22 protein-coding genes and 1 pseudogene are annotated in these 22,501 nt (G+C 34.3%); 18 read left to right on the top strand and 5 right to left on the bottom strand.

Translation table 11 applies throughout. From position 1 onward, the window contains the following. Positions 1 to 179: 179 nt before the first annotated feature. Genes BN2144_RS01545 through BN2144_RS01535 form a run of 3 tightly spaced genes read left to right on the top strand, consistent with a single transcriptional unit; the run spans position 180 to position 2,528 of the window. Positions 180 to 758 carry a class I SAM-dependent methyltransferase gene (locus tag BN2144_RS01545; RefSeq protein WP_033826591.1) on the top strand — a complete coding sequence of 193 codons (579 nt, stop codon included), beginning with the start codon at positions 180 to 182 and terminating at the stop codon, positions 756 to 758. Between the two features lies 1 nt (position 759). After that, positions 760 to 1,446 carry a response regulator transcription factor gene (locus tag BN2144_RS01540; RefSeq protein ID WP_033826590.1) on the top strand — a complete coding sequence of 229 codons (687 nt, stop codon included), beginning with the start codon at positions 760 to 762 and terminating at the stop codon, positions 1,444 to 1,446. Next, the gene (locus BN2144_RS01535; protein WP_033826589.1) at positions 1,443 to 2,528 is read left to right on the top strand and encodes a sensor histidine kinase; all 1,086 of its coding nucleotides are present in this window, start codon (positions 1,443 to 1,445) and stop codon (positions 2,526 to 2,528) included. Before BN2144_RS01540 ends, BN2144_RS01535 begins: the two co-directional genes overlap by 4 nt. A gap of 140 nt (positions 2,529 to 2,668) precedes the next feature. On the opposite strand, the gene BN2144_RS01530 is transcribed toward BN2144_RS01535, so the two are convergent. Continuing rightward, positions 2,669 to 3,304 carry a pentapeptide repeat-containing protein gene (locus BN2144_RS01530; RefSeq protein WP_033826588.1) on the bottom strand — a complete coding sequence of 212 codons (636 nt, stop codon included), beginning with the start codon at positions 3,302 to 3,304 and terminating at the stop codon, positions 2,669 to 2,671. Between the two features lie 343 nt (positions 3,305 to 3,647). Here BN2144_RS01530 and BN2144_RS01525 point away from each other — a divergent pair, with 343 nt between their 5' ends. Then, complete coding sequence (locus tag BN2144_RS01525; RefSeq protein ID WP_033826587.1) at positions 3,648 to 4,004, top strand: hypothetical protein; 357 nt, start codon at positions 3,648 to 3,650, stop codon at positions 4,002 to 4,004. Positions 4,005 to 4,422: 418 nt separating this feature from the next. Here BN2144_RS01525 and BN2144_RS01520 read toward each other — a convergent pair whose 3' ends face one another. From BN2144_RS01520 to BN2144_RS01510, 3 genes are read right to left on the bottom strand one after another with little or no spacing between them, the layout of a single operon-like run. Next, a complete protein-coding gene (locus tag BN2144_RS01520; RefSeq protein WP_033826586.1) occupies positions 4,423 to 5,082 on the bottom strand; it encodes an ABC-2 transporter permease in 660 nt (219 codons plus the stop codon). Beyond that, the gene (locus BN2144_RS01515) at positions 5,066 to 5,935 is read right to left on the bottom strand and encodes an ABC transporter ATP-binding protein (RefSeq protein WP_222860074.1); all 870 of its coding nucleotides are present in this window, start codon (positions 5,933 to 5,935) and stop codon (positions 5,066 to 5,068) included. Before BN2144_RS01515 ends, BN2144_RS01520 begins: the two co-directional genes overlap by 17 nt. 15 nt (positions 5,936 to 5,950) lie before the next feature. Next, positions 5,951 to 6,322, bottom strand: a complete 372-nt coding sequence (locus tag BN2144_RS01510) for a GntR family transcriptional regulator (protein WP_033826584.1) — start codon at positions 6,320 to 6,322, stop codon at positions 5,951 to 5,953. 411 nt (positions 6,323 to 6,733) lie between these two features. Here BN2144_RS01510 and BN2144_RS20545 point away from each other — a divergent pair, with 411 nt between their 5' ends. The 12 genes from BN2144_RS20545 to BN2144_RS18970 all read left to right on the top strand — a co-directional run bounded on the left by BN2144_RS20545 (position 6,734) and on the right by BN2144_RS18970 (position 18,691). After that, positions 6,734 to 6,862: a hypothetical protein gene (locus tag BN2144_RS20545; protein WP_268258017.1), complete on the top strand. Its 129-nt coding sequence runs from the start codon at positions 6,734 to 6,736 to the stop codon at positions 6,860 to 6,862. Between the two features lie 104 nt (positions 6,863 to 6,966). After that, a complete protein-coding gene (locus BN2144_RS20200; RefSeq protein ID WP_139017836.1) occupies positions 6,967 to 7,230 on the top strand; it encodes a hypothetical protein in 264 nt (87 codons plus the stop codon). A gap of 256 nt (positions 7,231 to 7,486) precedes the next feature. Then, positions 7,487 to 8,653 (top strand): ROK family transcriptional regulator, encoded by a 1,167-nt coding sequence (locus BN2144_RS01505; RefSeq protein ID WP_033826583.1) that lies wholly within the window; start codon positions 7,487 to 7,489, stop codon positions 8,651 to 8,653. A 272-nt stretch (positions 8,654 to 8,925) separates the two neighbouring features. Continuing rightward, positions 8,926 to 9,663, top strand: a complete 738-nt coding sequence (locus BN2144_RS01500; RefSeq protein ID WP_033826582.1) for a glucosamine-6-phosphate deaminase — start codon at positions 8,926 to 8,928, stop codon at positions 9,661 to 9,663. Between the two features lie 392 nt (positions 9,664 to 10,055). Then, positions 10,056 to 11,516, top strand: coding sequence for a type I restriction-modification system subunit M (locus BN2144_RS01495; protein ID WP_033826581.1), 1,461 nt, complete (start codon positions 10,056 to 10,058; stop codon positions 11,514 to 11,516). A gap of 4 nt (positions 11,517 to 11,520) precedes the next feature. After that, positions 11,521 to 12,666 (top strand): restriction endonuclease subunit S, encoded by a 1,146-nt coding sequence (locus BN2144_RS01490; RefSeq protein WP_050632170.1) that lies wholly within the window; start codon positions 11,521 to 11,523, stop codon positions 12,664 to 12,666. Positions 12,667 to 12,697: 31 nt separating this feature from the next. Beyond that, on the top strand, positions 12,698 to 13,090 hold the full coding sequence (locus BN2144_RS01485; protein ID WP_033826580.1) for a hypothetical protein: 393 nt from the start codon (positions 12,698 to 12,700) through the stop codon (positions 13,088 to 13,090). Continuing rightward, complete coding sequence (locus tag BN2144_RS01480) at positions 13,087 to 13,413, top strand: hypothetical protein (protein ID WP_033826579.1); 327 nt, start codon at positions 13,087 to 13,089, stop codon at positions 13,411 to 13,413. The genes BN2144_RS01485 and BN2144_RS01480 overlap by 4 nt, the downstream gene beginning before the upstream one ends. A 297-nt stretch (positions 13,414 to 13,710) precedes the next feature. Beyond that, positions 13,711 to 13,893 (top strand): hypothetical protein, encoded by a 183-nt coding sequence (locus tag BN2144_RS01475; RefSeq protein ID WP_033826578.1) that lies wholly within the window; start codon positions 13,711 to 13,713, stop codon positions 13,891 to 13,893. Positions 13,894 to 13,929: 36 nt separating this feature from the next. Then, the gene (locus BN2144_RS01470) at positions 13,930 to 17,271 is read left to right on the top strand and encodes a DEAD/DEAH box helicase family protein (RefSeq protein ID WP_033826577.1); all 3,342 of its coding nucleotides are present in this window, start codon (positions 13,930 to 13,932) and stop codon (positions 17,269 to 17,271) included. A gap of 305 nt (positions 17,272 to 17,576) precedes the next feature. Further along, a complete protein-coding gene (gene speG, locus BN2144_RS01465) occupies positions 17,577 to 18,092 on the top strand; it encodes a spermidine N1-acetyltransferase (RefSeq protein WP_033826576.1) in 516 nt (171 codons plus the stop codon). A gap of 179 nt (positions 18,093 to 18,271) precedes the next feature. Next, positions 18,272 to 18,691 (top strand): CPBP family glutamic-type intramembrane protease, encoded by a 420-nt coding sequence (locus BN2144_RS18970; RefSeq protein ID WP_050632169.1) that lies wholly within the window; start codon positions 18,272 to 18,274, stop codon positions 18,689 to 18,691. A gap of 397 nt (positions 18,692 to 19,088) precedes the next feature. Here the strand turns inward: BN2144_RS18970 and BN2144_RS20805 are convergent. After that, positions 19,089 to 19,136 (bottom strand): annotated as a pseudogene (locus BN2144_RS20805) (KxYKxGKxW signal peptide domain-containing protein); the annotation flags it as partial. 52 nt (positions 19,137 to 19,188) lie between these two features. Here BN2144_RS20805 and BN2144_RS01455 point away from each other — a divergent pair. Continuing rightward, on the top strand, positions 19,189 to 20,397 hold the full coding sequence (locus BN2144_RS01455) for a CapA family protein (protein WP_075047781.1): 1,209 nt from the start codon (positions 19,189 to 19,191) through the stop codon (positions 20,395 to 20,397). A 1,011-nt stretch (positions 20,398 to 21,408) separates the two neighbouring features. Beyond that, on the top strand, positions 21,409 to 22,218 hold the full coding sequence (locus tag BN2144_RS01450; RefSeq protein ID WP_033826575.1) for an acyl-CoA thioesterase: 810 nt from the start codon (positions 21,409 to 21,411) through the stop codon (positions 22,216 to 22,218). The last annotated feature ends 283 nt before the right edge of the window (positions 22,219 to 22,501 follow it).

The raw sequence follows: 22,501 nt of genomic DNA, 5'->3' as shown, positions 1-22,501 counted from the left end.
TAGGATGTTCAATTTGGGGAAAATAGAGGAGAATAGTGACCATATTGTTCTCAAGATAAGTTTTTATGATAAAATTTAGCCGGATAAATCTTAAGAATTCTTAAGAATTTCTATCACTGTTTCTTAAGATATATATTTTATTCTTAATATACAAATATATATCTATGGAGTGGTGGAAAATGATAGCAAAAATGTTTTTACGTCAATATGTATGTAATCCGAGGAAAATTGGAGCTGTTTATCCAAGTTCAGGATTTCTTGCTGATAAAATGCTAAGTGGTGTACACTTTCAAAGTGCAAAATATATTGTTGAATATGGTCCTGGAACAGGCGTTTTCACTGATAAAATTATGGAATATAGAAACCTCGATACAATTGTGATGTTGATTGAGAGTAATGAGGAATTTTATCAGTTTTTAAAAGAAAAATATAAGAATGAGAGTAACATTATCATTATTAAAGGTTCAGCCGAGAATATTGATAGATATGTAAAAGAATATAGAATTCCTTATGTAGATTATGTTATATCTGGGTTGCCTTTTACCAGTTTGCCAAAGAACGTTTCAGACGATATTTTGTTTAAAACGAAAGAAATATTAGGGAATAACGGAAAATTTATTACTTTTCAATATACGCTGTTAAAGAAATCAGTTATTAGCCAATTCTTTAATCAAATTGATATTAGTCATGAGTACAGAAACATACCACCTGCTTTTGTACTTAATTGTAAGAATGAATATGGAAAAGGTTGTGACTAGATTGAATACGAAAATTTTAATTGTTGATGATGATAAAGAAATAAGAAATCTCATAGCTATATATTTAGAAAATGAAGGATTCCAGATTCAAAAGGCTGAAGATGCTCTTGAAGCCTTAAAACAATTAAAGGCTCATGAATTTGACCTTGTTATTTTAGACGTTATGATGCCGAAAATGGATGGCCTTGAAGCCTGTATGAAGATAAGAGAAGAACGCCAAATGCCAATCATCATGCTTTCAGCAAAATCGGAGGATATGGACAAAATCCATGGCCTGGCTTCTGGTGCAGATGATTATATGACGAAACCCTTTAATCCGTTAGAGTTAGTTGCAAGAGTAAAATCACAGCTTAGACGGTATAAAAAATACAATACAGAGGCTGATTTTGACAAAAGTATCATTGAAATTGGGAACTTAAGCATCAATACAGATACACGTCAGGTGCAAGTAGCAGATAAGGATATAAGGCTAACACCAAAGGAATTTGATATTCTTGAACTCCTTGCACGTAATAAAGGGGTTGTCATGAGTGTGAGCAACATTTATGAAGCTGTTTGGAAGGAAGATTTCTTTAAGTCTGATAATACCGTTATGGTTCATATCACAAAATTAAGAGAGAAGATTGAAGAAGATCCCAAGCATCCTATCTATATTAAAACTGTTTGGGGAGTTGGTTATAAAATATGAGGAGTCCTAAGTTTAAAAACACACTAATTTTTAAACTCCTCGTAGCAATTACGGTAAGTTTTCTTGCATCAATCGTTGCACTGGTTTGCTTTTCACGGTTTATTATTTCGTTTATTAATGTCAAATACATTGTTGAGTCAAGTGTAGCAACATATTATATAATCTTATTTATATTAATTACATTCGTTATCCTATCGTTCATTGTAACATTCTTTTTTATGGTGCGAAGAAAAATACTCTACCTAAAAATGATTACAGAGAGTGTTAATGATATTGCAAATGGCAAATTGGGTATGACCATAGAAATAAAGGGAAATGATGAAATAACTAAACTTGTAAATAATATCAATTTAATGTCAATAGAGTTGGGAAACAAATTTGAGTATGAAAGGCAGTTGGAAAAGGCAAAAAACGAACTCATTACCAATGTGTCTCATGATTTACGTTCCCCATTAACTTCAATTATTGGATATTTAGACTTATTAAGAAAAGGACAATATTCTGATAAGGAACAATTGCATGATTACCTTGAAACAACCCATTCAAAATCCAAAAGGCTTGGAGTACTAATTGATGAACTATTTGAATATACACGCTTGACAAGTCCTGATGTAAAACTTAACTTTAGTAAAATTGATTTGGCTAGTCTATTAGAACAGATGATTGGAGAGTACATCCCCATTTTTGAAAACGAAAAGTTAAGTATTGAGAAAAGCATATCAGAAGAGGAAATCATAGTAGAAATTGATGTGGAAAAGATGGTTCGAGTATATGAAAATCTTTTTATGAATGCGATAAAATACAGCATAAAGCCATCAGAATTACAAGTAAGTCTTGTTAATGAAGGGGATATGGCAGTATCGAAAATTTCAAATAAAGTCGAAAAGCCTCCAACAGAAGATATAAATATGTTGTTTGAACGTTTTTTTACAGGTGATAAAGCAAGGATGAATAATAGAGGAACTGGTCTAGGACTTGCGATTTCAAAAAGAATTGTTGAACTCCATCAAGGCTCTATTCGAGCAGAGTTTAAAGACGGATGGATGACGTTTATTGTTGAATATCCCGTACAGAACCAATGACTTATGGACTAAGAGTTGAAAATGATCATCGCTGTCAACGCATACTATTCATGGGATTCGCAACACAGGTTTATGCATTATCGATGAAAAAGGAAAAAACGGTCATCTAGAAGAGATATAGACGCCCGATTATTTAAAAGTTAACGCTGAATTTTTAGTCCCAATAACGAAGCAAATTGTATCGCTTGAGACGTTGATACTTTGCATCCTTTTAAGTTTTCTATTGCGACAGTTAAAGAATCAAAATGAGATGTGCTTATATCAATACCTTTTAATGATGTATCTTCAAAGTTTGCTCCATTAAGATTACATGAGAGAAAATCTACTTTTTTGAGCTTACAGTCAAAAAGGTCAGCGCTTTCTAACGTAGTATCATCAAAAATAACCTTTTCAAGTTTTGAGTTACCGAACATAACCATATTAAGATTTGACTCCTCAAATCTTGTATTACCGATATAAGAATTTGTTAGGTTGCTGCCTAGTAACTTACAATTAATAAATTCAACTCGATTCATAGAGGCATTAGATAAATTAGCATTAGATAAATCACAATTTTCAAAGTGCACATCAGTAAGATCCATTCGGCTAAAGTTTGTATTGGCAAACATGCAGTTTTTGATAACGGTTTGATAAAGTCTTAATCGATCTATGGACTCATTATCAAATTGAGAATCTGTAATGAGGCACATTTCAAACTCTGGATCTTCTTCATAATAAATATCTGTAAATTTTCTTTCCGTTAGATTTTCAGGGATATTAGGTGTTTCAATCTTCACGACACATACCTACTTTCAAAGGGATTTAATTCATATATCATGTCTTTAGATACAAATATACAAGAACGCATGCTTTTTTTCGAGGCTTGACTTTTATGCAGTTTCTGATACATAGGATTATTGAAACATTGGGCTAATTTTCTAAGACTACAAAGGAACATCCCGATGTTTATCATTTGGTAATTAAATTGATATTTTTGATAGGACTCCATCATTTTATTTCTTATCTTAGTAAGGACAGGCAATGTTTCTATAAAAATACCTTTTAAGTCGAAATATGGTCAAAAAGAGTGGAAGAAATAAGCTAGAAGGTATACGGTAATCAATAGGTAGGTGAAATAAAATGAAAACTTATATTTGTCCGATCTGTGGATATGATGGTTTAGATGAGGAGCCATATGATGAGAAATTCAATCCTTCATATAACATTTGTGAATGTTGTGGGTTTGAGTATGGATATAGTGAAGATCATGATGTGGATTTAGGTTACATAGTTGCACCAATTGAAATGAAAGAGGCGATTTTTCAATTGTACCGGAAGCAATGGATTAAGGATGGTGCCGTTGTTCGTTTTCCAGATGATTATCCAACAATAGATCAAGAAAATGGAATTGTGAAACCAGAAATACTCATCAAGCAACTAAGGAGACTGAACATAGATCTAGCTAACCTTGATTTTCTAGATGAATATGAATTTTGAAAGAAAAAAGCGTTAAGTAAAGCTCTAAATTATAGCTTTTCCGAACGAGAAAACCCATTACGGTGCAATAGCACCCCTTTAGGGATGGGAGAAGTCAATTTAGGGTAACTTATATGAATGAATCAAAATTATGGACGTAACAGGATAAATTGACTCCTCGCTCTTTTTGAAAAGAATCTAGTTTTTCAGCTTGCATTTCGCAATCTACCTCTAGTTTTTGGTTTATAGACACGTTCGATAAGCCGTTCTTTGCGTTCGTCACGTTATTTCCGGTTCATAGACGTGTTCGATAAGCCGCTTTTCATGTTCGCTAAGCTATTTCTGGTTCACAGATGTGTTCTATAGGCCGTTTTTCGCGTTCGTCAGGCTAATTCTGGGTCAGAGATGAGCTCTCAATAAAGAAATTGGATTGATTTGTTTAAAATTCTCTTCTTTTATAAAATCTCAACGATGAAAAAAATGAAATAATAAATAGAAACAATACAGGGACCAAGAGTAGGATGATAATTTCAAGTTCTGTACGTTTACTGAAGAACTGTAATAACTGTCTTTGAAAAGGAAAGTGGATACTTAATATAAGTTTGTCTGTCATCAAGGCAGCTACAAAAACTGTTAAAAAGAATAAAACATTATTGAACATTTTCGACTGATTATATCCTAATTTAAATACGAGTGGAAAAGTAATTGAGCATAATAATGTTACTCCTACTGACGCTAGGATAATCCCTTCAAACGTAAAGGGAAGTACTTGGAAAGGGATACTTAGTAAGTTTGTCAAAATATATATAGAAAAATTTGCGAGTGTCGCGATAGCTATATAAACATAGACAGAAATATATTTAGCTAATACGATCTTCTGCTTTCGAATTGGCAAGCTTAGTAATATGATGTCACTATTATTTTTTTCCTCAAAAGCTGTTGCATTCATGGCTAGTAAATAACTAACAGCAAATATACTGTAGGTTAAGCCAGTAGAGCCTATGCTAGACATCCAAAATGAAAAAAAGAGAATTAATAACAAATAGATTACTAAGTTTTTCTTTTGTAATATAATATCCTTTTTAATGAGTTGGTACATGATAATTACCTCCCTTGGTAGTATATAGTAATATTTCTTCTAATGTCGATTTTTCAATAATCACTTGATTTCCAAGTTGCCTGATTAATGTTTCTTTATCATGATGTAACGCTTTAAAGCCGAATTTGTTTTCTTCAATACCAACAAAGGAGAGGTTTGAATTTGTTTTGAGAAATTCTTTAGTTCCTTTCACGATGCAGTATTGTTCTAATAGATCGTCCTTTGATTTAGTCAAGATAATTTCCCCATTGTTTATAATCGTGATGTAGTCTGCTATTTTTTCTAAATCAGAAGTGATATGAGTTGAGAAAAAAATAGCTTTGTTTTCATCTTCCATTAGTGAACGTAAAATATTTAATAATTCACTGCGAACTAAGGGGTCTAGACCTGATGTTGGTTCATCCATGATTAACAGTTCAGCGTGGTGTGACAAGGCAATTGCTAATGAAAATTTCATCTTCATCCCTTTAGATAATTGTTTCATTTGTTTTTTTATTGGCAGGTTAAAATCTTTTACATATTTAAAAAAAACTTGTTCATCCCAATTTTTATAAAAAGGACGAATCATGTTTTTCATTTCCTGAATCGTTAAGTCTTCATAGAAATGATTTTCATCATAAACAAATCCGATTCGATCTTTAATTATAAGTTCATCCTTTACATGGTCTAGGCCAAATACCTTTATTTCTCCACTATCTTTTCTTACTAGGTTCATGATGAGTTTAATTGTTGAACTTTTTCCAGCCCCATTGGGTCCAATAAAACCCATAACAAACCCTTTATTTAGGCTGATATTAATATTTTTTAATGAAAAGTCCTTATATTGTTTAGATACATTGATGAGTTCGAGTATTTTTTCCATTATCTATCACCCTTCATATAAGATATCTAGAGTTTCCTTTATTTCCTCCAGTGACATTCCAATTAACTTTGCCTCTGATAGTGCTTCATTTAGTTTTTTTTCAATCATTTTTTTCTTGTTTTCTATTAAAATTTCAGCATTAATTGGAGCTACGTAGGATCCTTTCCCAGCTATTGTTACAATAAACTGCTCAGCTTCCAACTCATCGTAAGCCCTTTTCGTAGTAATAACACTAACTTGTAATTCTTTTGCTAAACTTCTAATCGAAGGCAGAGGTTCACCTTCTTGTAACTGACCGCTAAGAATTTGACTTTTAATTTGATTAATAATCTGTAAATAAATAGGTTCATTCAATGAATTTGAAATAATAATATTCACAATAGACATCTCTTTCTCCGTTATAACTGTATATATACAGAATAAACAGTTTTGCTAATTTTGTCAATTCATTTTAGATAAAATCGGGTGAATCGTTGTTTTTTGAAGGCTGTAAAGAATGAAGTGAAAGTGAATTGTAACCTGAAGAATAATGACGAGGCACTTTATATGCTAAAATGAATTTACATTTTGTGAATGATGTTCTCTCAACAAATGGGGTTAGCTCAAAAAGTACTTTTACATAAATTCTTAGTTTAAGAATTGTAAAGTTTAAAAAATAGCTAGCAGAAACTCAGAATGGTTTCTGTTTATTTTTGGTTCAGGAATTATTTGCATGATATAAAAATATTTTCATAGGTTGAAACTTTTATTGATGGTAGCGTCCACTAATAGGTGAAGGGGGGAAAATTGATGGAAGAGGAAATCCACCGATCAGTAAAAAAAGCAATTAAAGGTAACAAAGATGCTTTTGAAAAGTTAGTTCAACATCACTATGAAAGAATCTACCGGACAGCCTATCTTTATGTACATTGGATGTAGTTCAGGAGGCAACCTATCAGGCTTATAAATCCATCCATTCATTAAGAAATCCGGAGTATTTTACGACTAGGCTCACCAGAATTGTAATTCGCTGCTCGGTACAGGTGATAAAGAAAAGGGACAATGTCATTCCATTAAGTGATGAAATATTAACAAACTTGACGGATGAATCGAATTTAAATAATGAAGAGTCATCACAGCTACTATACGCTATTCAGCAGTTAAGGGGGCGGGTCCCTCATTATCTTGAAAGGGCATCAATAGCTCTTCTAGACGAATGTTTACTCGGATTTTTAATCAAAAGGGGCATCTATAGCTCTTCTAGACGAATGTTTACTCGGATTTTTAATCAAAAGGGGCATCTATAGCACTTCTAGATGACCGTTTCCCCGAATTTCAAAACAAAAAGGTCGTCTATAGCGCTTCTAGACGCCCAAATTCCCCCAAGTTCTTTATTTCTTAGCTTCTAAATATAGCAATAATACTTACCGCAATGAGATTTTGAGTATATAATATTATTTGGTCCCACCTTCAATTGTGACAACGACTAGAAAGGTATATACTATTTTTATACATTATTTAAACTTAGTTTAATAAAAGCTTTATCTTTAAGGGGAGACGTGTATGTCTACATTTAATTTGAAATATGATCAAGGGCGGATAAGAAAATATCATTATTTTATGCTTTTAAGTTTAATTCAAAAACATAAGCGAATTTCAAGGACTCAACTAGCACATTTAACACAGATGAGTCATACAAGTGTTGGAAAAATTATTAAAGAATTGATTAATGATGGGTTGGTTATTGAAGTCGGACAAATAGAAGGAGAGCATGGAAGACGCGCAACCTTATTGGAAATAAATCCAAATGGTTCTTACATCATTGGGGTAGAAGTGGATTTGAATGCGATTAAAATTGGCATTGTCGCTTTAAACGGAAGAGTGCTGGAGAAAAGGTACTTGAAATTTAACGCCAACGAAGAAGCGGAAAGGGTCCTTGACCGAATTGCCAATGAAATTTCCAAATTAACAGAACAGGTTAATCAAAAGATTGCTGATAAGATTATCGCAGTTGGGATTAGTATTCCTGGCCTTATTTCGTGGCCAGAAGGGGAAGCCCTCATCGTTCCACAGTTTCGCTGGGAAAATGTTCAAGTAAAAGCCTACTTGGAAGAAAAGATTGATTATATTGTTTATGTTGACAATCATGTTCGAACGGTTCTATTAGCAGAAAGTTTATTTGGAAATATGACTGATTTTCATGATTCAGTTTGTATTTACATCGGGAGCGGAGTAGGTGGTGCCGTGATGGTGAACGGTGAAATTTTACGCGGACATCTCAATACTCTCGGTGAAATTGGACATATAACAATGGATCCAAATGGTGCCATGTGTGATTGTGGAAGACTAGGGTGTCTGCAGACCTATGTGTGTTCATCTGAAATTGAAAAGCAATCACAAAAGTCAATTACTGAGGTTTTTGCAGCTTATGAAAGAAAGGAAGGATGGGCGCTGAACTTGATTGATCGGGCGCGTAATTATCTTTGTGTAGCAATTGCCAATGTGATTTGCATGTATAATCCTAAAGGAGTTTTGCTGGCAGGCCCAATGGTTCAAGACTATCCTATCTTAGTGAAAGATGTTGAAACCTTAACAAATAAATATGTGTGGGCTCCGCTTAATCACTCTTTTCACCTAATTCACCCAAGTATTGGCAAAGATAGTGGAATCATTGGGGCCAGTGCTCTCGTTTTAAATGAATTTTTACGATTTACAAATGATGAGATTTAGATGTTCAGAAAGTGAAGCTTCTTTCAGTGGGTTGTACATCCATTAATAAGGTGGATTTTCGAATAAGAACATCCACTTATTTTTGATAGCAATTTCAGTTGTATATTAAATATATGGGTGTTATAATCTAACTGATTATTAAACTAAGTTTAATAATATAACGGTGATTCACATGAAATTTATCACGGTTCATGTAAAATATACGAAGTTACTCTTTTATAAATAAACTTAGTTTAATAGCGTGTGACCATATTTAAAAAAGGAGAAGAATTATGAAAATCATTCAGGTAAGAGATTATCAAGAATTATCCAAAGCTGCATTTGATGTAATTGCTGAAACGCTAAAGCAAAATGAGCATGCAAGCATCAATACAACGACAGGTGCAAGTTATGATGGTATGTTCGAATTATTAGTTGATGCGATTAATAATGAGGAAGTTAAGATTGAGAATGCCATTTTTACGAACTTGGATGAATACGTGGCTGAAAGAAATAAGCCATTTACCGTCTATACATACATGCATAAAAAGTTTTATGACTTGATTAAAGTTCACCCGAAATACATCGGTCTTCTTGACGGCAGTGTTGAGGATATCGAAGCGGAATTAAACCGTTATCGTAAAGTTCTTGACAAATATTCTCGTGATTTACAAATTGTCGGACTTGGCGTGAATGCTCATTTAGCTGCAAATGAACCAGGCACTCCATTTGATTCCCGCTTATTTTTAGCGGACAGTGATGAGGCGACTATTCAAAGCACAATGGGGTACCATAACTTGACAGCGGAGGAAGCACCGACCCAAATGCTTACAATGGGCTTGGCTGATATTATGGAGGCAAAACATATTCTTGTCGCTTCATCGGGTGAAAGGAAAGCTGCAGCAGTTAAAGCAACACTTGAGGGACCTATTAATGAAGAATGTCCAGCATCTATCTTGAGAACACATCCAAATGTAACTTTTATCATGGATGATGCAGCCGCGTCTTTATTAGATAAAAAATATGAATAGAGATGGATTGTTGGTGTCTGTTCCCCTAACACAGTGTGGGACGGGCACTTTTTTTGTGGGATAATTTTATATCTTATTGTTTACCGATGTATATATGATAAAATGACCATAATAAATGACTCCTCAGATTGCGGGTATGGATAAGTCTTTACGTTGATAATCCTAATAGTCTGAGATAGTGACATTAAGTTAGAGTGTGCTAGAACGAAAGAAGACGATCATTGAATGGATTGTCTTTTATTTTGCTGATTAATAAACGAAATAGGCTACTACTATATGTTGTAGAGCTCTTAGGATAAGCACCGTTTTCGATAGAACCCCAAGATTATCCTTTTATCAAGAATGAATAAGTATGTATAATGAAGGTATATGTTGTTATAGGAGGCAGTTCAATGATTACAGGCGAGATTAAAAATACAGTTGATAAAATATGGGAAACGTTTTGGACGGGAGGTATTACAAATCCGTTAACCGTTATTGAACAGTTTACCTATCTAATATTTATAAAAGGTTTGGATGAAACAGAAACAACGAAAGAAAAAGAAGCGGCAATTCTCGGCATTCCATTTGATGGCGTGTTTCCGGAAGATAAACAACATCTACGCTGGCATCGTTTTAAACAACTTGGATCACCAGAAGAAATGTATCGGGTTGTTTCTGATGAGGTTTTTCCTTTTATTAAAAATTTACATGGCAAAGATAATTCAGCCTATTCCAAGTATATGAGTGACGCGATGTTCTTCATTCCAACAGCGAATATGTTGGCAAAAATTGTCGACGGAATTGATCATCTTCCATTAAATGATCGAGATGTACAAGGGGATTTATATGAGTATCTTCTTTCCAAAATTGCAACAGCCGGTACAAATGGACAATTCCGTACACCAAGACATATTATCAAAATGATGGTAGAACTAATGAAACCAACACCTGAAGACATCATCATTGACCCTGCGATGGGATCGGCTGGATTTTTAGTGGCAGCAAGTGAATATTTACGTGATCATCATAATGATATGTTTTTGGTTCAAGGATTGAAGGAACATTTCCATAACACGATGTTTTACGGCAATGACATGGATCGGACAATGCTGCGGATTGGTGCGATGAACATGATGCTTCACGGTGTTGATAATCCGAATATTGACTATCGCGATTCACTTTCTGAGATTAATAAAGATAAAGAAAGATATACTCTAGTTCTTGCTAATCCACCGTTTAAAGGGTCATTGGATTATGAGGCTGTTTCGAATGATTTACTAAAAATTGCAAAGACGAAGAAAACCGAACTACTATTTTTATCTTTATTTATTCGAATTTTAAAACCAGGTGGACGGGCAGCGGTTATTGTTCCAGACGGTGTGTTATTTGGAAGTTCGAATGCACATAAAACGATTCGGAAAGAGATTATTGATAATCATAAGTTAGAAGCGATTATCTCGATGCCAAGCGGAGTATTTAAACCTTATGCAGGGGTCTCAACTGCTGTCATGATTTTTACAAAAACAGGTGCAGGCGGGACGGACAATGTCTGGTTCTATGATATGAAAGCAGACGGATTTTCATTAGACGACAAACGTAGCCCAATTGAAGAAAATGACATACCGGATATCATTGCTAGATTTAATAATCTGGATGCGGAAAAAGAACGCAAACGAACCGAACAATCCTTCTTCGTACCAGTAGAAGAACTACGAGACAACGACTATGACCTGTCGATTAATAAGTATAAAGAGATTGAGTATGAAGAAGTGGAGTATGAGGCGCCGGAAGTGATTTTAAACAACATAGAAGTTTTGGAAAATGAGATTATGAGTGGTATCAAAGAATTGAAAGAACTAATTAGGGGTTAGTTAGATGAAAAAGGTAAAGTTAAAAGATATATTTGAAATAAGAAAAGGGAAAAAGGTTGAATCGGTTGATGAATTTACTCCTAATAAAGTAAGGTACATTCAAATTGAGGATTTGAGAGATGACAGTAATATTAAATATTGTTTACCTGAAAAAAATTATGTGTATGCAAACAGTGAAAGTATAATTATTGCTTGGGATGGGGCAAATGCAGGAACGGTTTCTTATGGATTAGAAGGTGCTATAGGAAGCACATTGGCAGTTTTGGAATCGAACAATAAGAATGTATATATTCCTTATATAGGAAAATATTTGCAATCTAAATTTGACTATTTAAGAGCTACTTGTACAGGTGCTACAATCCCACATATATCGAGAAAAGCACTGGAAAATTTGGTAATACCCATACCTTCCATTGAAACACAAATGCTTATTTCGAAAACATTAGACAAAGTAAAATCATTAATTGACAAGCGCAAAGCCCAAATCGAAGCATTAGACCAATTAACGCAAAGTGTGTTTTTGGAGATGTTTGGGGATCCCAATTGTAATACTAAAAACCATAAAAAAGTACCTTTGGGTGAAGTATTTGAAATAAAAACTGGTGGCACGCCTAGTAGAAGCAATAACAATTACTGGAATGGAGAAATCCCTTGGGTTAAGACGACTGAAGTAAATGAAAACGTGATAATTCATACTGAAGAATTTATTACAGTAGATGGGCTTTCAAACTCTAATGCAGTTCTATTTCCTAAAGACACAATATTGATTGCTATGTATGGTCAAGGAAAAACAAGAGGTAGAACAGCAATGCTTGGAATTGAAGCAACAACAAATCAAGCGTGCGCAGCTCTATTACCTAACAATGAAATTGAGCAAGATTTCATGTGGAGACAATTAATGTTTCAGTACGATGCATTAAGAACGTTAGGTAGAGGGGGAAATCAGCCTAACTTGAATTTAAATTTGGTAAGACAATTTGAAGTAATTCTGCCACCAGTTTCGATGCAAAAGAAATTTGTTACAATCGTAAAAGATATTGAAAAAGCTAAAAGTCATTTGTTATATAGTATGGAGGAATTAAAGGCTATGTATAATTCCCTCATGCAACGCGCATTCAGAGGCGAATTATTTACCGAAGAACACGAATAGATGGTTATTAAGCTTTGGGTGAGGGAGTTTGATGGATTCTAATTATAAGAGCATAGTTAGAAAAATTGTGTCCGCTTATAATGAAAATGGTCCGATATGGAAACAAACGAAAAAATTTCATAGTGGTTATTTTCACCTTGAAAAGAGAAAGGCTAGAAATGAGATACCGAAAGATTGGTCATTGAACGATTATAACGAGTTTATTTTAAGTATAATGAATAATAGGGAAAACAATGTTTATGTATACATTTTGAAGCATTTTACTCAAGATTACATTGTTTTTGAAGACGGTAACTGGATGGTTATTGTAGGTACTAATTTCGTGATGGAAACTTGTATGTATAGGAAAGATACGAGCACCTATTTAAAAAGTGATGCTGGATATATTTATATTGGAAAGGTAAAGGAGGTCTTTGAACAATGAGCAAATATAAACAAGCGATTGAAAATTATGGTCAAGATGTAAGTGATTTTGATTGTAGCCCTTTTGAGAGTATTCGCATGTTTCACGAACGGAGCGAATTACAAAAAGTTTTTGACCAACTAACCTTTCAAGAAAAAGTTCAATTGGCACAATATGACCTAGTTCTTATTCAAAATGCCGAAAAAATGGTGGAACATGTTCGAAGAGTGTATGATTTTTCGCTCTCTACTCAGCCACTAGACGAATGGTGGTGGCATTTGGATAAGGTCGCATCAGGTGAATTGTCACTTGATGTAATTTCTTTTAAAGATAAAGTAATCTAAAAAGGGGAAAGATAAATTGGATTCTCAACATTGTTCGATGAAAAGCCGAGAAATTATTTTTATATCTGAAGAAGAAATTGCTGAATTTGAAAAAGACCCTGAAATGCAAAGGATGGTTGAAAGCTAACAACAGGATATAAAAAATCAGAAGGTTTATTCTACAGATGAAGTAATTAAAAAAATAAGACATGGTGAAATTTAATTATTTATGTAATGGTCTCCCCAAAAAGAGTTAGATAAATTAAAAGCTTTTTATCTAGAAGTAGATAGTAATTTTGTAAAGGGAGGTGTTTTTTAATGGCGGAAACACAAAAGAATGTGTCTAAGAGAAAATTTGACTGGGTAGATAAATGGGCAAAGATGACTGGTGACCGTGCAAGAATCGATGCCAAAGTAAATAACACCTATATTGTATATGAAAAGGATGGAAAATTAGTCAAAGAATTTCCAAATGGTGATATCGAACGTGGCGATAGCTAATTTTGATGAACATCAAAGCGAAAAGGGGTGAAATGATTGACTTCAAACTTTCAATTTTTAAAAGATAAACCACAATACCGGGCATTTTCGAAAGCATGTTTTGAAGCGGAAAAAGGGTTAGTTGTTAGTCCAGCAGTTAGCGCCATTCAATCTAGGCGTGCGTTGGAGTTGGCGGTGAAGTGGGTGTATAGCTATGACGGTGCGGTGAAGGTTCCTTATCAAGATAATCTTTCCAGTTTGATTCATGACCGAGAATTTTTAGGAATCATTGATGAAGATTTGTTGCCGATGATGAAATATGTCGTAAAACTTGGCAATCAATCGGTCCATACGAATGCACCAATTACACGGGATGAAGCAGTGTTGTCTCTTCATCATCTTTTTCAATTTATTGCCTGGATTGATTATTGTTATTCTGATGAATTTACAGCTGGGGAATTTGATGAATCGTTACTTCCAATTGGTGAAGAAAAGCACGTTCGTCCAAAAGAATTACAAGACTTATATGAAAAATTAAGTGCGAAGGATCGAAAACTGGAAGAAATTATTAAAGAAAATGAACATCTTCGTAAAAAGGTCACAGAAAAACGGGAACAAAATACACAAGACTATCATTTCCAAGTTGATGAGCTGAATGAATTTGAAACAAGATTAAAATATATTGATTTGGACTTGAAATTGGCAGGTTGGGAGTTTCATAAAGATATTGTTCGAGAGTATCCTGTTATTGGAATGCCAAATAAAGAAGGGAAAGGATTTGTCGATTATGTTTTATTTGGCGATAATGGAAAACCGCTTGCTGTAGTAGAAGCCAAACGAGCATCTGAAGACCCAAATAAAGGTAAACAACAAGCAAAATTATATGCTGATTGTATCGAAAATATGACAGGTATTCGACCAATTATTTTTTACACGAATGGGTTCAAAACATATATGTGGGACAACGAGTATTCACCAAGAGTAGTATCAGGATTTTATACGAAGGAAGAACTAAGCTTGTTAATGGAACGTAAGACAATGAAACGCCCGCTCACAAATATTCAAATTAATGATGATATTAGTAATCGTTATTATCAAAAAGAAGCCATTTTAGCGGTTTGTAATGCGTTAAGTCGTAACCAAAGAAAAGCGCTACTTGTTATGGCGACAGGGAGTGGAAAGACAAGAACGGCCATTTCAATTGTTGATGTATTGACACGTCATAATTGGGTAAAAAATGTTCTTTTTTTAGCAGATCGAAAAACATTGCTTAACCAAGCATATCGAAATTTTAACAACTTATTACCTAGCTTAACTATACGTAATCTCCTCGATAACAAGGACAACCCAGAGGAAAGCCGGATGGTGTTTTCTACTTATCCAACAATGATGAATGCGATTGATGATGTGAAACGAAAAGACGGAAAGAAATTATTTACTGTTGGCCATTTTGATCTCATAATCATCGATGAATCACACCGTAGTATTTATAAAAAGTATCGTAGCATTTTCGATTACTTTGATGGGATTTTATTAGGACTTACGGCTACTCCGAAAGATGAAGTTGATAAAAATACGTATGAAGTGTTTGGACTTGAAAATGGGGTGCCAACTTTTGCTTATGAATTAGATCAGGCAGTAAAAGATGGCTACTTAGTTGATTATCTGACGATTGAGACGAAAACAAAATTTTTAGAAGAAGGCATTCATTACGATGATTTATCCGAAGAGGAAAAAGAAAAATACGAAGAAACGTTTGATGATGACGAATTCAGAGAAGATATTGATAGCTCTGCCTTGAATGAATGGCTTTTTAATGACCATACGATTGATATGGTTTTGAAAGATTTGATGGAAAAGGGCATTCGAGTAGAGGGCGGCGACAAGCTAGGAAAGACGATTATTTTTGCGAAAAACCAAATTCATGCTGAACGAATTGTCGAGCGATTTGATGACTTATTTCCAGAATATGGAGGATATTTTGCAAGGGTGATCGATTATAGTGTTAAATATGTGCAGACGTTAATTGATGACTTTTCAGATCGGAAAAAACTACCACAAATTGCTGTTTCTGTTGATATGCTCGATACGGGTGTGGATATTCCTGAAGTTGTCAATCTAGTATTCTTTAAAAAGGTGCGTTCAAAATCAAAGTTTTGGCAAATGATTGGTCGTGGTACAAGACTTTGTCCAGATTTGTTAGGAATTGGACAAGATAAAACACATTTTCTCATCTTTGACTATTGTGGAAATTTTGAGTTCTTCCGGGAAAATCCAAAGGGAATGGATTCTGGCGTTGGAAAGAGCTTAACGGAAAAATTGTTCAATGCAAAAGTCGATATGATTCGTGAATTGCAAGGGATCGACTACCAGACCGATGACTATATGAAACATCGGGATGAATTAGTCAATGAAGTAACGAGAGATGTTCTTGCTCTTGATAGTGAAAACTTTCGGGTCAGGCAGCATTTACAATCCGTAGAAAAATTTAAAAACAAGGACAATTGGATGACGTTATCTGTTGTTGAGACGAATGAAATTAAAGAACATATTTCACCAATTATTGTTCCGATTCAAGACGATGAATTTGCCAAACGCTTTGATTTATTAATGTATATAATTGAATTGGCAAAATTACAAGCAAATAATGCGACTAAACCGATTCGTAGTGTCATTCAAACAGCAGAAGCCTTATCGAAACTTGGTACAATTCCTCAAGTAATGGAACAAAAACCAGTCATCGATAAAGTACTAACGGAAGAATTTTGGGATAGTGCTGATATTTTTGAACTAGATGAGGTACGTGAAGCGTTAAGGGATTTAATCAAGTTTATCGAAAAAGAAACCCAAAAGATTTATTACACGAACTTCCAAGATGAAGTGATTGAAGTAAAAGAAAATGGTCCAATGTTTCATGTGAATGACCTGCAAAATTACCGTAAAAAGGTAGAACATTACTTAATCGAACATAAAGACCAAATGGCAATTTACAAGCTGAACCATAATAAACCATTAACTGCTCAAGATGTTAAAATGCTTGAAGATATACTTTGGAAAGAACTTGGTACGAGAGAAGATTATGAGAAAGATTATGGCGATACACCGATTACGAAACTCGTTCGGCAAATTGTTGGTCTAGCCCCACAAGCAGCCAATGAAGCGTTTTCTGAGTTTCTTTCAGAGGAGCGATTAAATCTACATCAGATTCGCTTTGTGAAACATATAGTCGATTATGTCATTAAAAATGGAACTCTGGATAAAAAAGTGTTACAACAAGAACCGTTTCGAACAGTTGGAAGTATTGTTGAATTGTTCAAAGATAATATGGACGATGCAAGAAAAATCATTGGAATCATTGACGAGATTAATCGAAATGCAGAAGAGATTTCTGGAGCATAACAGAATGAAATTGCAACTATTATAAAGACACCCTTGGATATAATTCGGGGTGTCTTTTGTAAGCTTATGAAGTTGGCGAATTTCCCCTCCCACGCTTTCCACAACTCATCACCATTTTTTAAAAGCCATATTAATGATAAACTCATTGTCCTCTACATTAGCAACAACTTTCCCTCCTTGTTTACATCTTGGGTGTACTTGTTAATTCGTGGTCGCTTCACTATAATTTTATTGTAATGAAATTTTTAAAAATTCAAGAGGATACTACCTATAGAATGAATGAAAAATTTGGAGGATAAGAAGGTATGAGTGATATAAAATTGCGGCCATTAGAAAGAGTTGACTTAGGATTTGTACATAAATTAAATATTAATGCAAATATTATGGCCTATTGGTTTGAAGAACCTTATGAATCGTTTGTAGAATTACAGGATCTATATGATAAACATATACATGATCAGGGTGAAAGAAGATTTATCGTAGAAAAAGAAACGGAGATGGTGGGGTTAGTTGAATTAGTAGAGATTGACTATATTCATCGCAGAGCAGAGTTCCAAATTATCATTGATCCGAAACATCAAGGAAATGGATATGCGAAGCCGGCAACATATCTTGCAATGAACTATGCGTTTTCTGTATTAAATTTGTATAAATTATATTTAATCGTTGATAAAACGAACGAAAAAGCAATTCATATATACAAAAGTCTTGGTTTTCAGTTTGAAGGAGAATTAATTGATGAATTTTTTGTTGAAGGTGAATATCATAATGCCATAAGAATGTGTATGTTCCAACATCAATATTTTAAAAGAGATTCTTGAGATTGGCACACACGAATGATTTAACTACATAGTATAGCTGTATCAATAGAGCAATTTAATTAAGTAAAGAGGAATCTGAGCATGTTTAATTGGATGATGTTTGTAACTCTTGTTACCATTGCTATCCCGGTATAATCATTTCTTCAATTCATGATAAAACGCCTTCAGGGAAAAGAGAAGTGCCGATTATTATTTTACAACTTATTTTCCTTAGTGTATTTGTAGCATTAGGTGTCGGATTAATTAGTAACATTGATCTTGATACAGATCATATTTATATCAGTAGTTGGATAGAGGCAACTTTTGTCGGTATTGGCTGTTCATTTACACATCTATTCATTTATTATGGCATCTTTAAACCTTTATTAGGTAAAGCTTTTTATAAGATTGAAAAACATAGAAATTCGTTTGGCATCGCGAATCGAATATTGTATGCAAGTGCAGTGGAAGAACTAATTTTTCGTTGGGGAATCATGAGTTTTTTCCTTTGGTTAACGCAATCTTTTCTAACAGAAGAAATATCGGTATCCATATCCATTGTTGTATCTAGTTTGATTTTTACTCTAGCACATTATCAAGGTTCGTCAATAGCTGGATAGTCATTTACCCTATATAGTTACATTTTTATAGGAAATATGCTTGTAGGCATTATTTGTGGATGGCAATTTTATCAAAATGGCATTATTGCTGCAATCATCGTTCATATGTTCATTCATCTAATATTATATCCGTTTGAAGTTAAAGTTCTAAGAAATGAGTATAGAAATTGATCAAAATGACACAATTCGCATTACATGAAAAAAATCCAGTTGAGTGTTGAGTTTTTTTCAAATGAAGTAGTGCCTGCCCCCAGGACTTTAATGTATCAACGAATGGGGGACGGGCACCTTTTTATTTTCCGACATGAACCACCAATAACTGCTATTTAAATGTCCGATTTGAATGGTTATAATAGAATAGAAGTTTACCTGTTTTCACTATTTTCAGTTTTTTGTTTTAGATGAACAATAGGTAATTGCCAGATTTATACATTTTACGTCGTGTCTAATTTCTAGCTTTTATGTAGCTGGATCGTACGTTTTAAAGGGGGATTCAATTGGAGAGGTTTGGGTCACGTTCTGAAAAATATAAAAAAAGAAAATTGGTCAAACAGAAAAAAAGGCGGAGAATTGCTGTTTTTATCATTAGTCTTTTTGCTCTAATTGGAAGTAGTTATGTAGGTATCCAAAGTAAAAATCAAAAGATTAGTAAAGAGGTAAAAGTGAACAAGCATGTATTGAAGCAGATAAGTAGTCCTGTAGTAAAGGCTGTGCCAACTTCTGTCGTTGAACCAGTTATAACGACAATAACCATTAGTGCGGCTGGGGATTTTACATTAGGGACAGATGAAACATTTGGCTTTGATGGTTCATTTGTGCAAACTGCAAAGAATAACGACTTCTCTTATTTTACGAAAGGGTTAAATGATATTTTTATTAACGATGATTTGACAACTGTGAATTTAGAGACGACTTTAACAACTGCAAAGGAAAAAAGGGAAAAGAAATTCAGGTTTAAAGGTGACCCTTCGTATGTGAAAATCTTGGAATTGGCTGGAGTAGAGGCGGTGAATATAGCCAATAACCATACTTTTGACTATTTTGAGAAGGGATACAAGGATACAATTGCTGCACTGGAACGTGGGAATATAGGTTATTTTGGAAATGATCATTCTTATTTTACGACAGTGAAAGATGTTAAAATAGGGGCCTTAGGATATGAAGGATGGGCGGATAATCAAAATATAAGGAATCGAATATCTCAGGATATCCAGCTACTTCGTGAACAAGGGGCACAAATAGTAATCGTTCACTTTCATTGGGGGAACGAAAGACAATATGTGCCAGACCAGTCACAAGTTTCGCTAGGGAAATTTACAATTGATAGTGGTGCTGACCTTGTACTTGGGCATCACCCTCATGTACTGCAAGGGATAGAAGAATATAAAGGAAAGTTCATTGTATATAGTTTAGGAAACTTCATGTATGGTGGACATAGGAACCCGAAAGATAAAGATACATTTGTTTTTCAGCAGACGTTCTACTTAGAAAATGGGGTTTTAACAGATCAGTTGGAAATCAGTGTGATTCCATTTTCAATATCATCTGTTGCCCAGCGGAATGATTATCAGCCAACGATGCTGACAGGAAATGAAAAAAAACGTGTAAAAGAAAAAATTGTGAGTGGATCGGATAGGATTAATGGTAAAGAGAACTGGCTCACCTACGAAAAAGAGCAGGCGGAAAACTTTGTGAAGAATGAATAAAGATTTAGGTTGCAAGTGCCTGTACCCAGTACTTAGGGGCAGGCGAATTTTTATAAGTAGCAACTACAATCACTTCCTAAACATTTATTATTAGAGGTGAGACTTAAGATGAAAGACTTCCATTGTTGTGCAACGTGTCGACATTTTAAAGTGGAGAAAAAAACTGAGGGTGTAAAGTATTTTTGTAGTCGATTAGGATACGAAACAAAACCAAAATATAAATTTAACTGTTGGGATCCAAAAGAAAATGTAAAAAGGCTAATGGAAAAAAATGATTATAGATAGAATCATCGAGTACCAAAAAGTGATATGATAAAAAAATAAAGGAAGTAGAGACTACTTATTTGGGAGGGAATAATGTAGCGATGACATTGCTAAGATTTTAAGAAAAGCGATCGTTCCAGACCTAGCACACGAACTAAAAAATCGTACTCATTTTGACCACGCTTTTTTAACTAGTTTTACAAAGAAATAGATAATTAGTGATACACATGCTATCATAATTACTAAGCTTAAAAGAACGTGCATATTCATACCTTCTTTCTACCTGAAAATTGAACTTTTAGAAATTGTCCCCTTTGCATTTGATTCTACATTGACTCGCAAATATTTTTGAACATGTTTAACTCAATTTTTGTATTATATAATCCTAATTGTATAGATGAAAAGATAGGAAATCAATAGGGTCTTCTATTTTTTTTCTGATTTAATTGAATGAACAGAAAATATAGAGATAAAGGTTATATGAAACAAGATTTTATCTTGAAAAAAGATGTGTGAAACGAAACCTTTTACTTTCGGGACCATTTAAAAAAAGAGATGCAAAAAAACAGCCTTCTAACCTGATACACCGGTTAGTTATATACAAGCTATTTAGAAAATGGTATGATGGTTTGTAGTTTGAATATAGGGGATTTTCTGAATAGATGGGATTTAATTCTACATATACACAGTACAAAGCGTTTCCAATCAATTTTAAACATAAATGGTATAGGTTAGGAGGATTTTTTTATGGATCAAAACCATCCTTTCGACAAGGCAATAAGACTATCTGGTGAGGCAGGAAATTATCGTGGTCGTACAACAGAGCAATACGCAAATATGGTTGGTCCGTATGGTGGAATTATTGCGGCAACGCTTCTCAAGGCTGCAATGGATCATCCTGAATGTCTAGGGGAGCCGTTGTCGCTGACCGTCAACTATGCCGCACCAATAGCAGATGGTGATTTTGAAATTAAGGCAAAACCAGCTCGAACGAATCGATCTACACAACATTGGATAATCGAATTCTTCCAGAATAGTAAGACGGTCATTACGGGTACGGCAATTTTCGCAACGCGCCGCAAAACGTGGTCCAAAACAGAAGTACCATTTCCTTCAGTCCCTCCTGAAACGGAATTTGAAAGCATTCGTGGAAAGAGTCCGCTCGCCTGGATGAAAAACTACGACATAAGGATGACAAAAGGACCATCATACTTGTTACAAACAGAGGCAGAAGAAGCGAATTCCGAAAACATAACTTTGATGCGGGATGAACCGCGAAGACCCATTGATTTTCTATCGTTAACAGCGCTTTGTGATGTATTTACACCAAGGATTTTCTTAAGGCGTAAATATACCGTGCCTATTGGAACAGTTTCGCTAACAATTTATTTCCATGTTGACTCAGAGGAGCTTCGAAAACATGGTGATCACGAAGTAGTAGGCTATTCTCGAGCGTTAAAGTTTTATAATGGTTTTTATGATCAAACAGCTGAAGTATGGACACGAGAAGGTCAATTGCTTGCAACAACGACTCAGATTGTCTATTTCAAGGAATGAATATGGAGCGGGACTGTTCAAAAAGTGTAAACAAGAAATTTGTTGTATCCATGATTCGAAATATGAAAAGGGGTATCTAGAAGTCAACAAAGGACTTTCTGGAAACCCCTTTTCGTTTCATAAAAAAGTAGCTTACTCGTTGAAATTTACCGTTACGCTGGGAAAACCATCACGCCGGTCTTAAATCAACCTATGCTGGAGGGCCCATCACCCTCTATGGTTAAAGTGTATTTCATGAAACCCGTTTCAGAGCAAGAAAAAAGTAATAAAAAGCGAGAATATT

The organism is Bacillus andreraoultii, assembly GCF_001244735.1.
GTDB classification, from domain to species: Bacteria; Bacillota; Bacilli; order Bacillales; family Caldibacillaceae; genus Caldifermentibacillus; species Caldifermentibacillus andreraoultii.
The sequence above is the reverse complement of the archived record's forward strand: the minus strand, read 5'-3'. Positions and strand labels throughout refer to the sequence as shown.

Coding starts and splice junctions, on each gene's coding strand:
- BN2144_RS01450 (WP_033826575.1), top strand. CDS start 21,409: ATGGATCAAAACCATCCTTTCGACAAGGCAATAAGACTATCTGGTGAG.
- BN2144_RS01500 (WP_033826582.1), top strand. CDS start 8,926: ATGAAAATCATTCAGGTAAGAGATTATCAAGAATTATCCAAAGCTGCA.
- BN2144_RS01495 (WP_033826581.1), top strand. CDS start 10,056: ATGATTACAGGCGAGATTAAAAATACAGTTGATAAAATATGGGAAACG.
- BN2144_RS01545 (WP_033826591.1), top strand. CDS start 180: ATGATAGCAAAAATGTTTTTACGTCAATATGTATGTAATCCGAGGAAA.
- speG (WP_033826576.1), top strand. CDS start 17,577: ATGAGTGATATAAAATTGCGGCCATTAGAAAGAGTTGACTTAGGATTT.
- BN2144_RS20545 (WP_268258017.1), top strand. CDS start 6,734: ATGGAAGAGGAAATCCACCGATCAGTAAAAAAAGCAATTAAAGGTAAC.
- BN2144_RS01520 (WP_033826586.1), bottom strand. CDS start 5,082: ATGTACCAACTCATTAAAAAGGATATTATATTACAAAAGAAAAACTTA.
- BN2144_RS01490 (WP_050632170.1), top strand. CDS start 11,521: ATGAAAAAGGTAAAGTTAAAAGATATATTTGAAATAAGAAAAGGGAAA.
- BN2144_RS01485 (WP_033826580.1), top strand. CDS start 12,698: ATGGATTCTAATTATAAGAGCATAGTTAGAAAAATTGTGTCCGCTTAT.
- BN2144_RS01535 (WP_033826589.1), top strand. CDS start 1,443: ATGAGGAGTCCTAAGTTTAAAAACACACTAATTTTTAAACTCCTCGTA.
- BN2144_RS01475 (WP_033826578.1), top strand. CDS start 13,711: ATGGCGGAAACACAAAAGAATGTGTCTAAGAGAAAATTTGACTGGGTA.
- BN2144_RS01480 (WP_033826579.1), top strand. CDS start 13,087: ATGAGCAAATATAAACAAGCGATTGAAAATTATGGTCAAGATGTAAGT.
- BN2144_RS01525 (WP_033826587.1), top strand. CDS start 3,648: ATGAAAACTTATATTTGTCCGATCTGTGGATATGATGGTTTAGATGAG.
- BN2144_RS01505 (WP_033826583.1), top strand. CDS start 7,487: ATGTCTACATTTAATTTGAAATATGATCAAGGGCGGATAAGAAAATAT.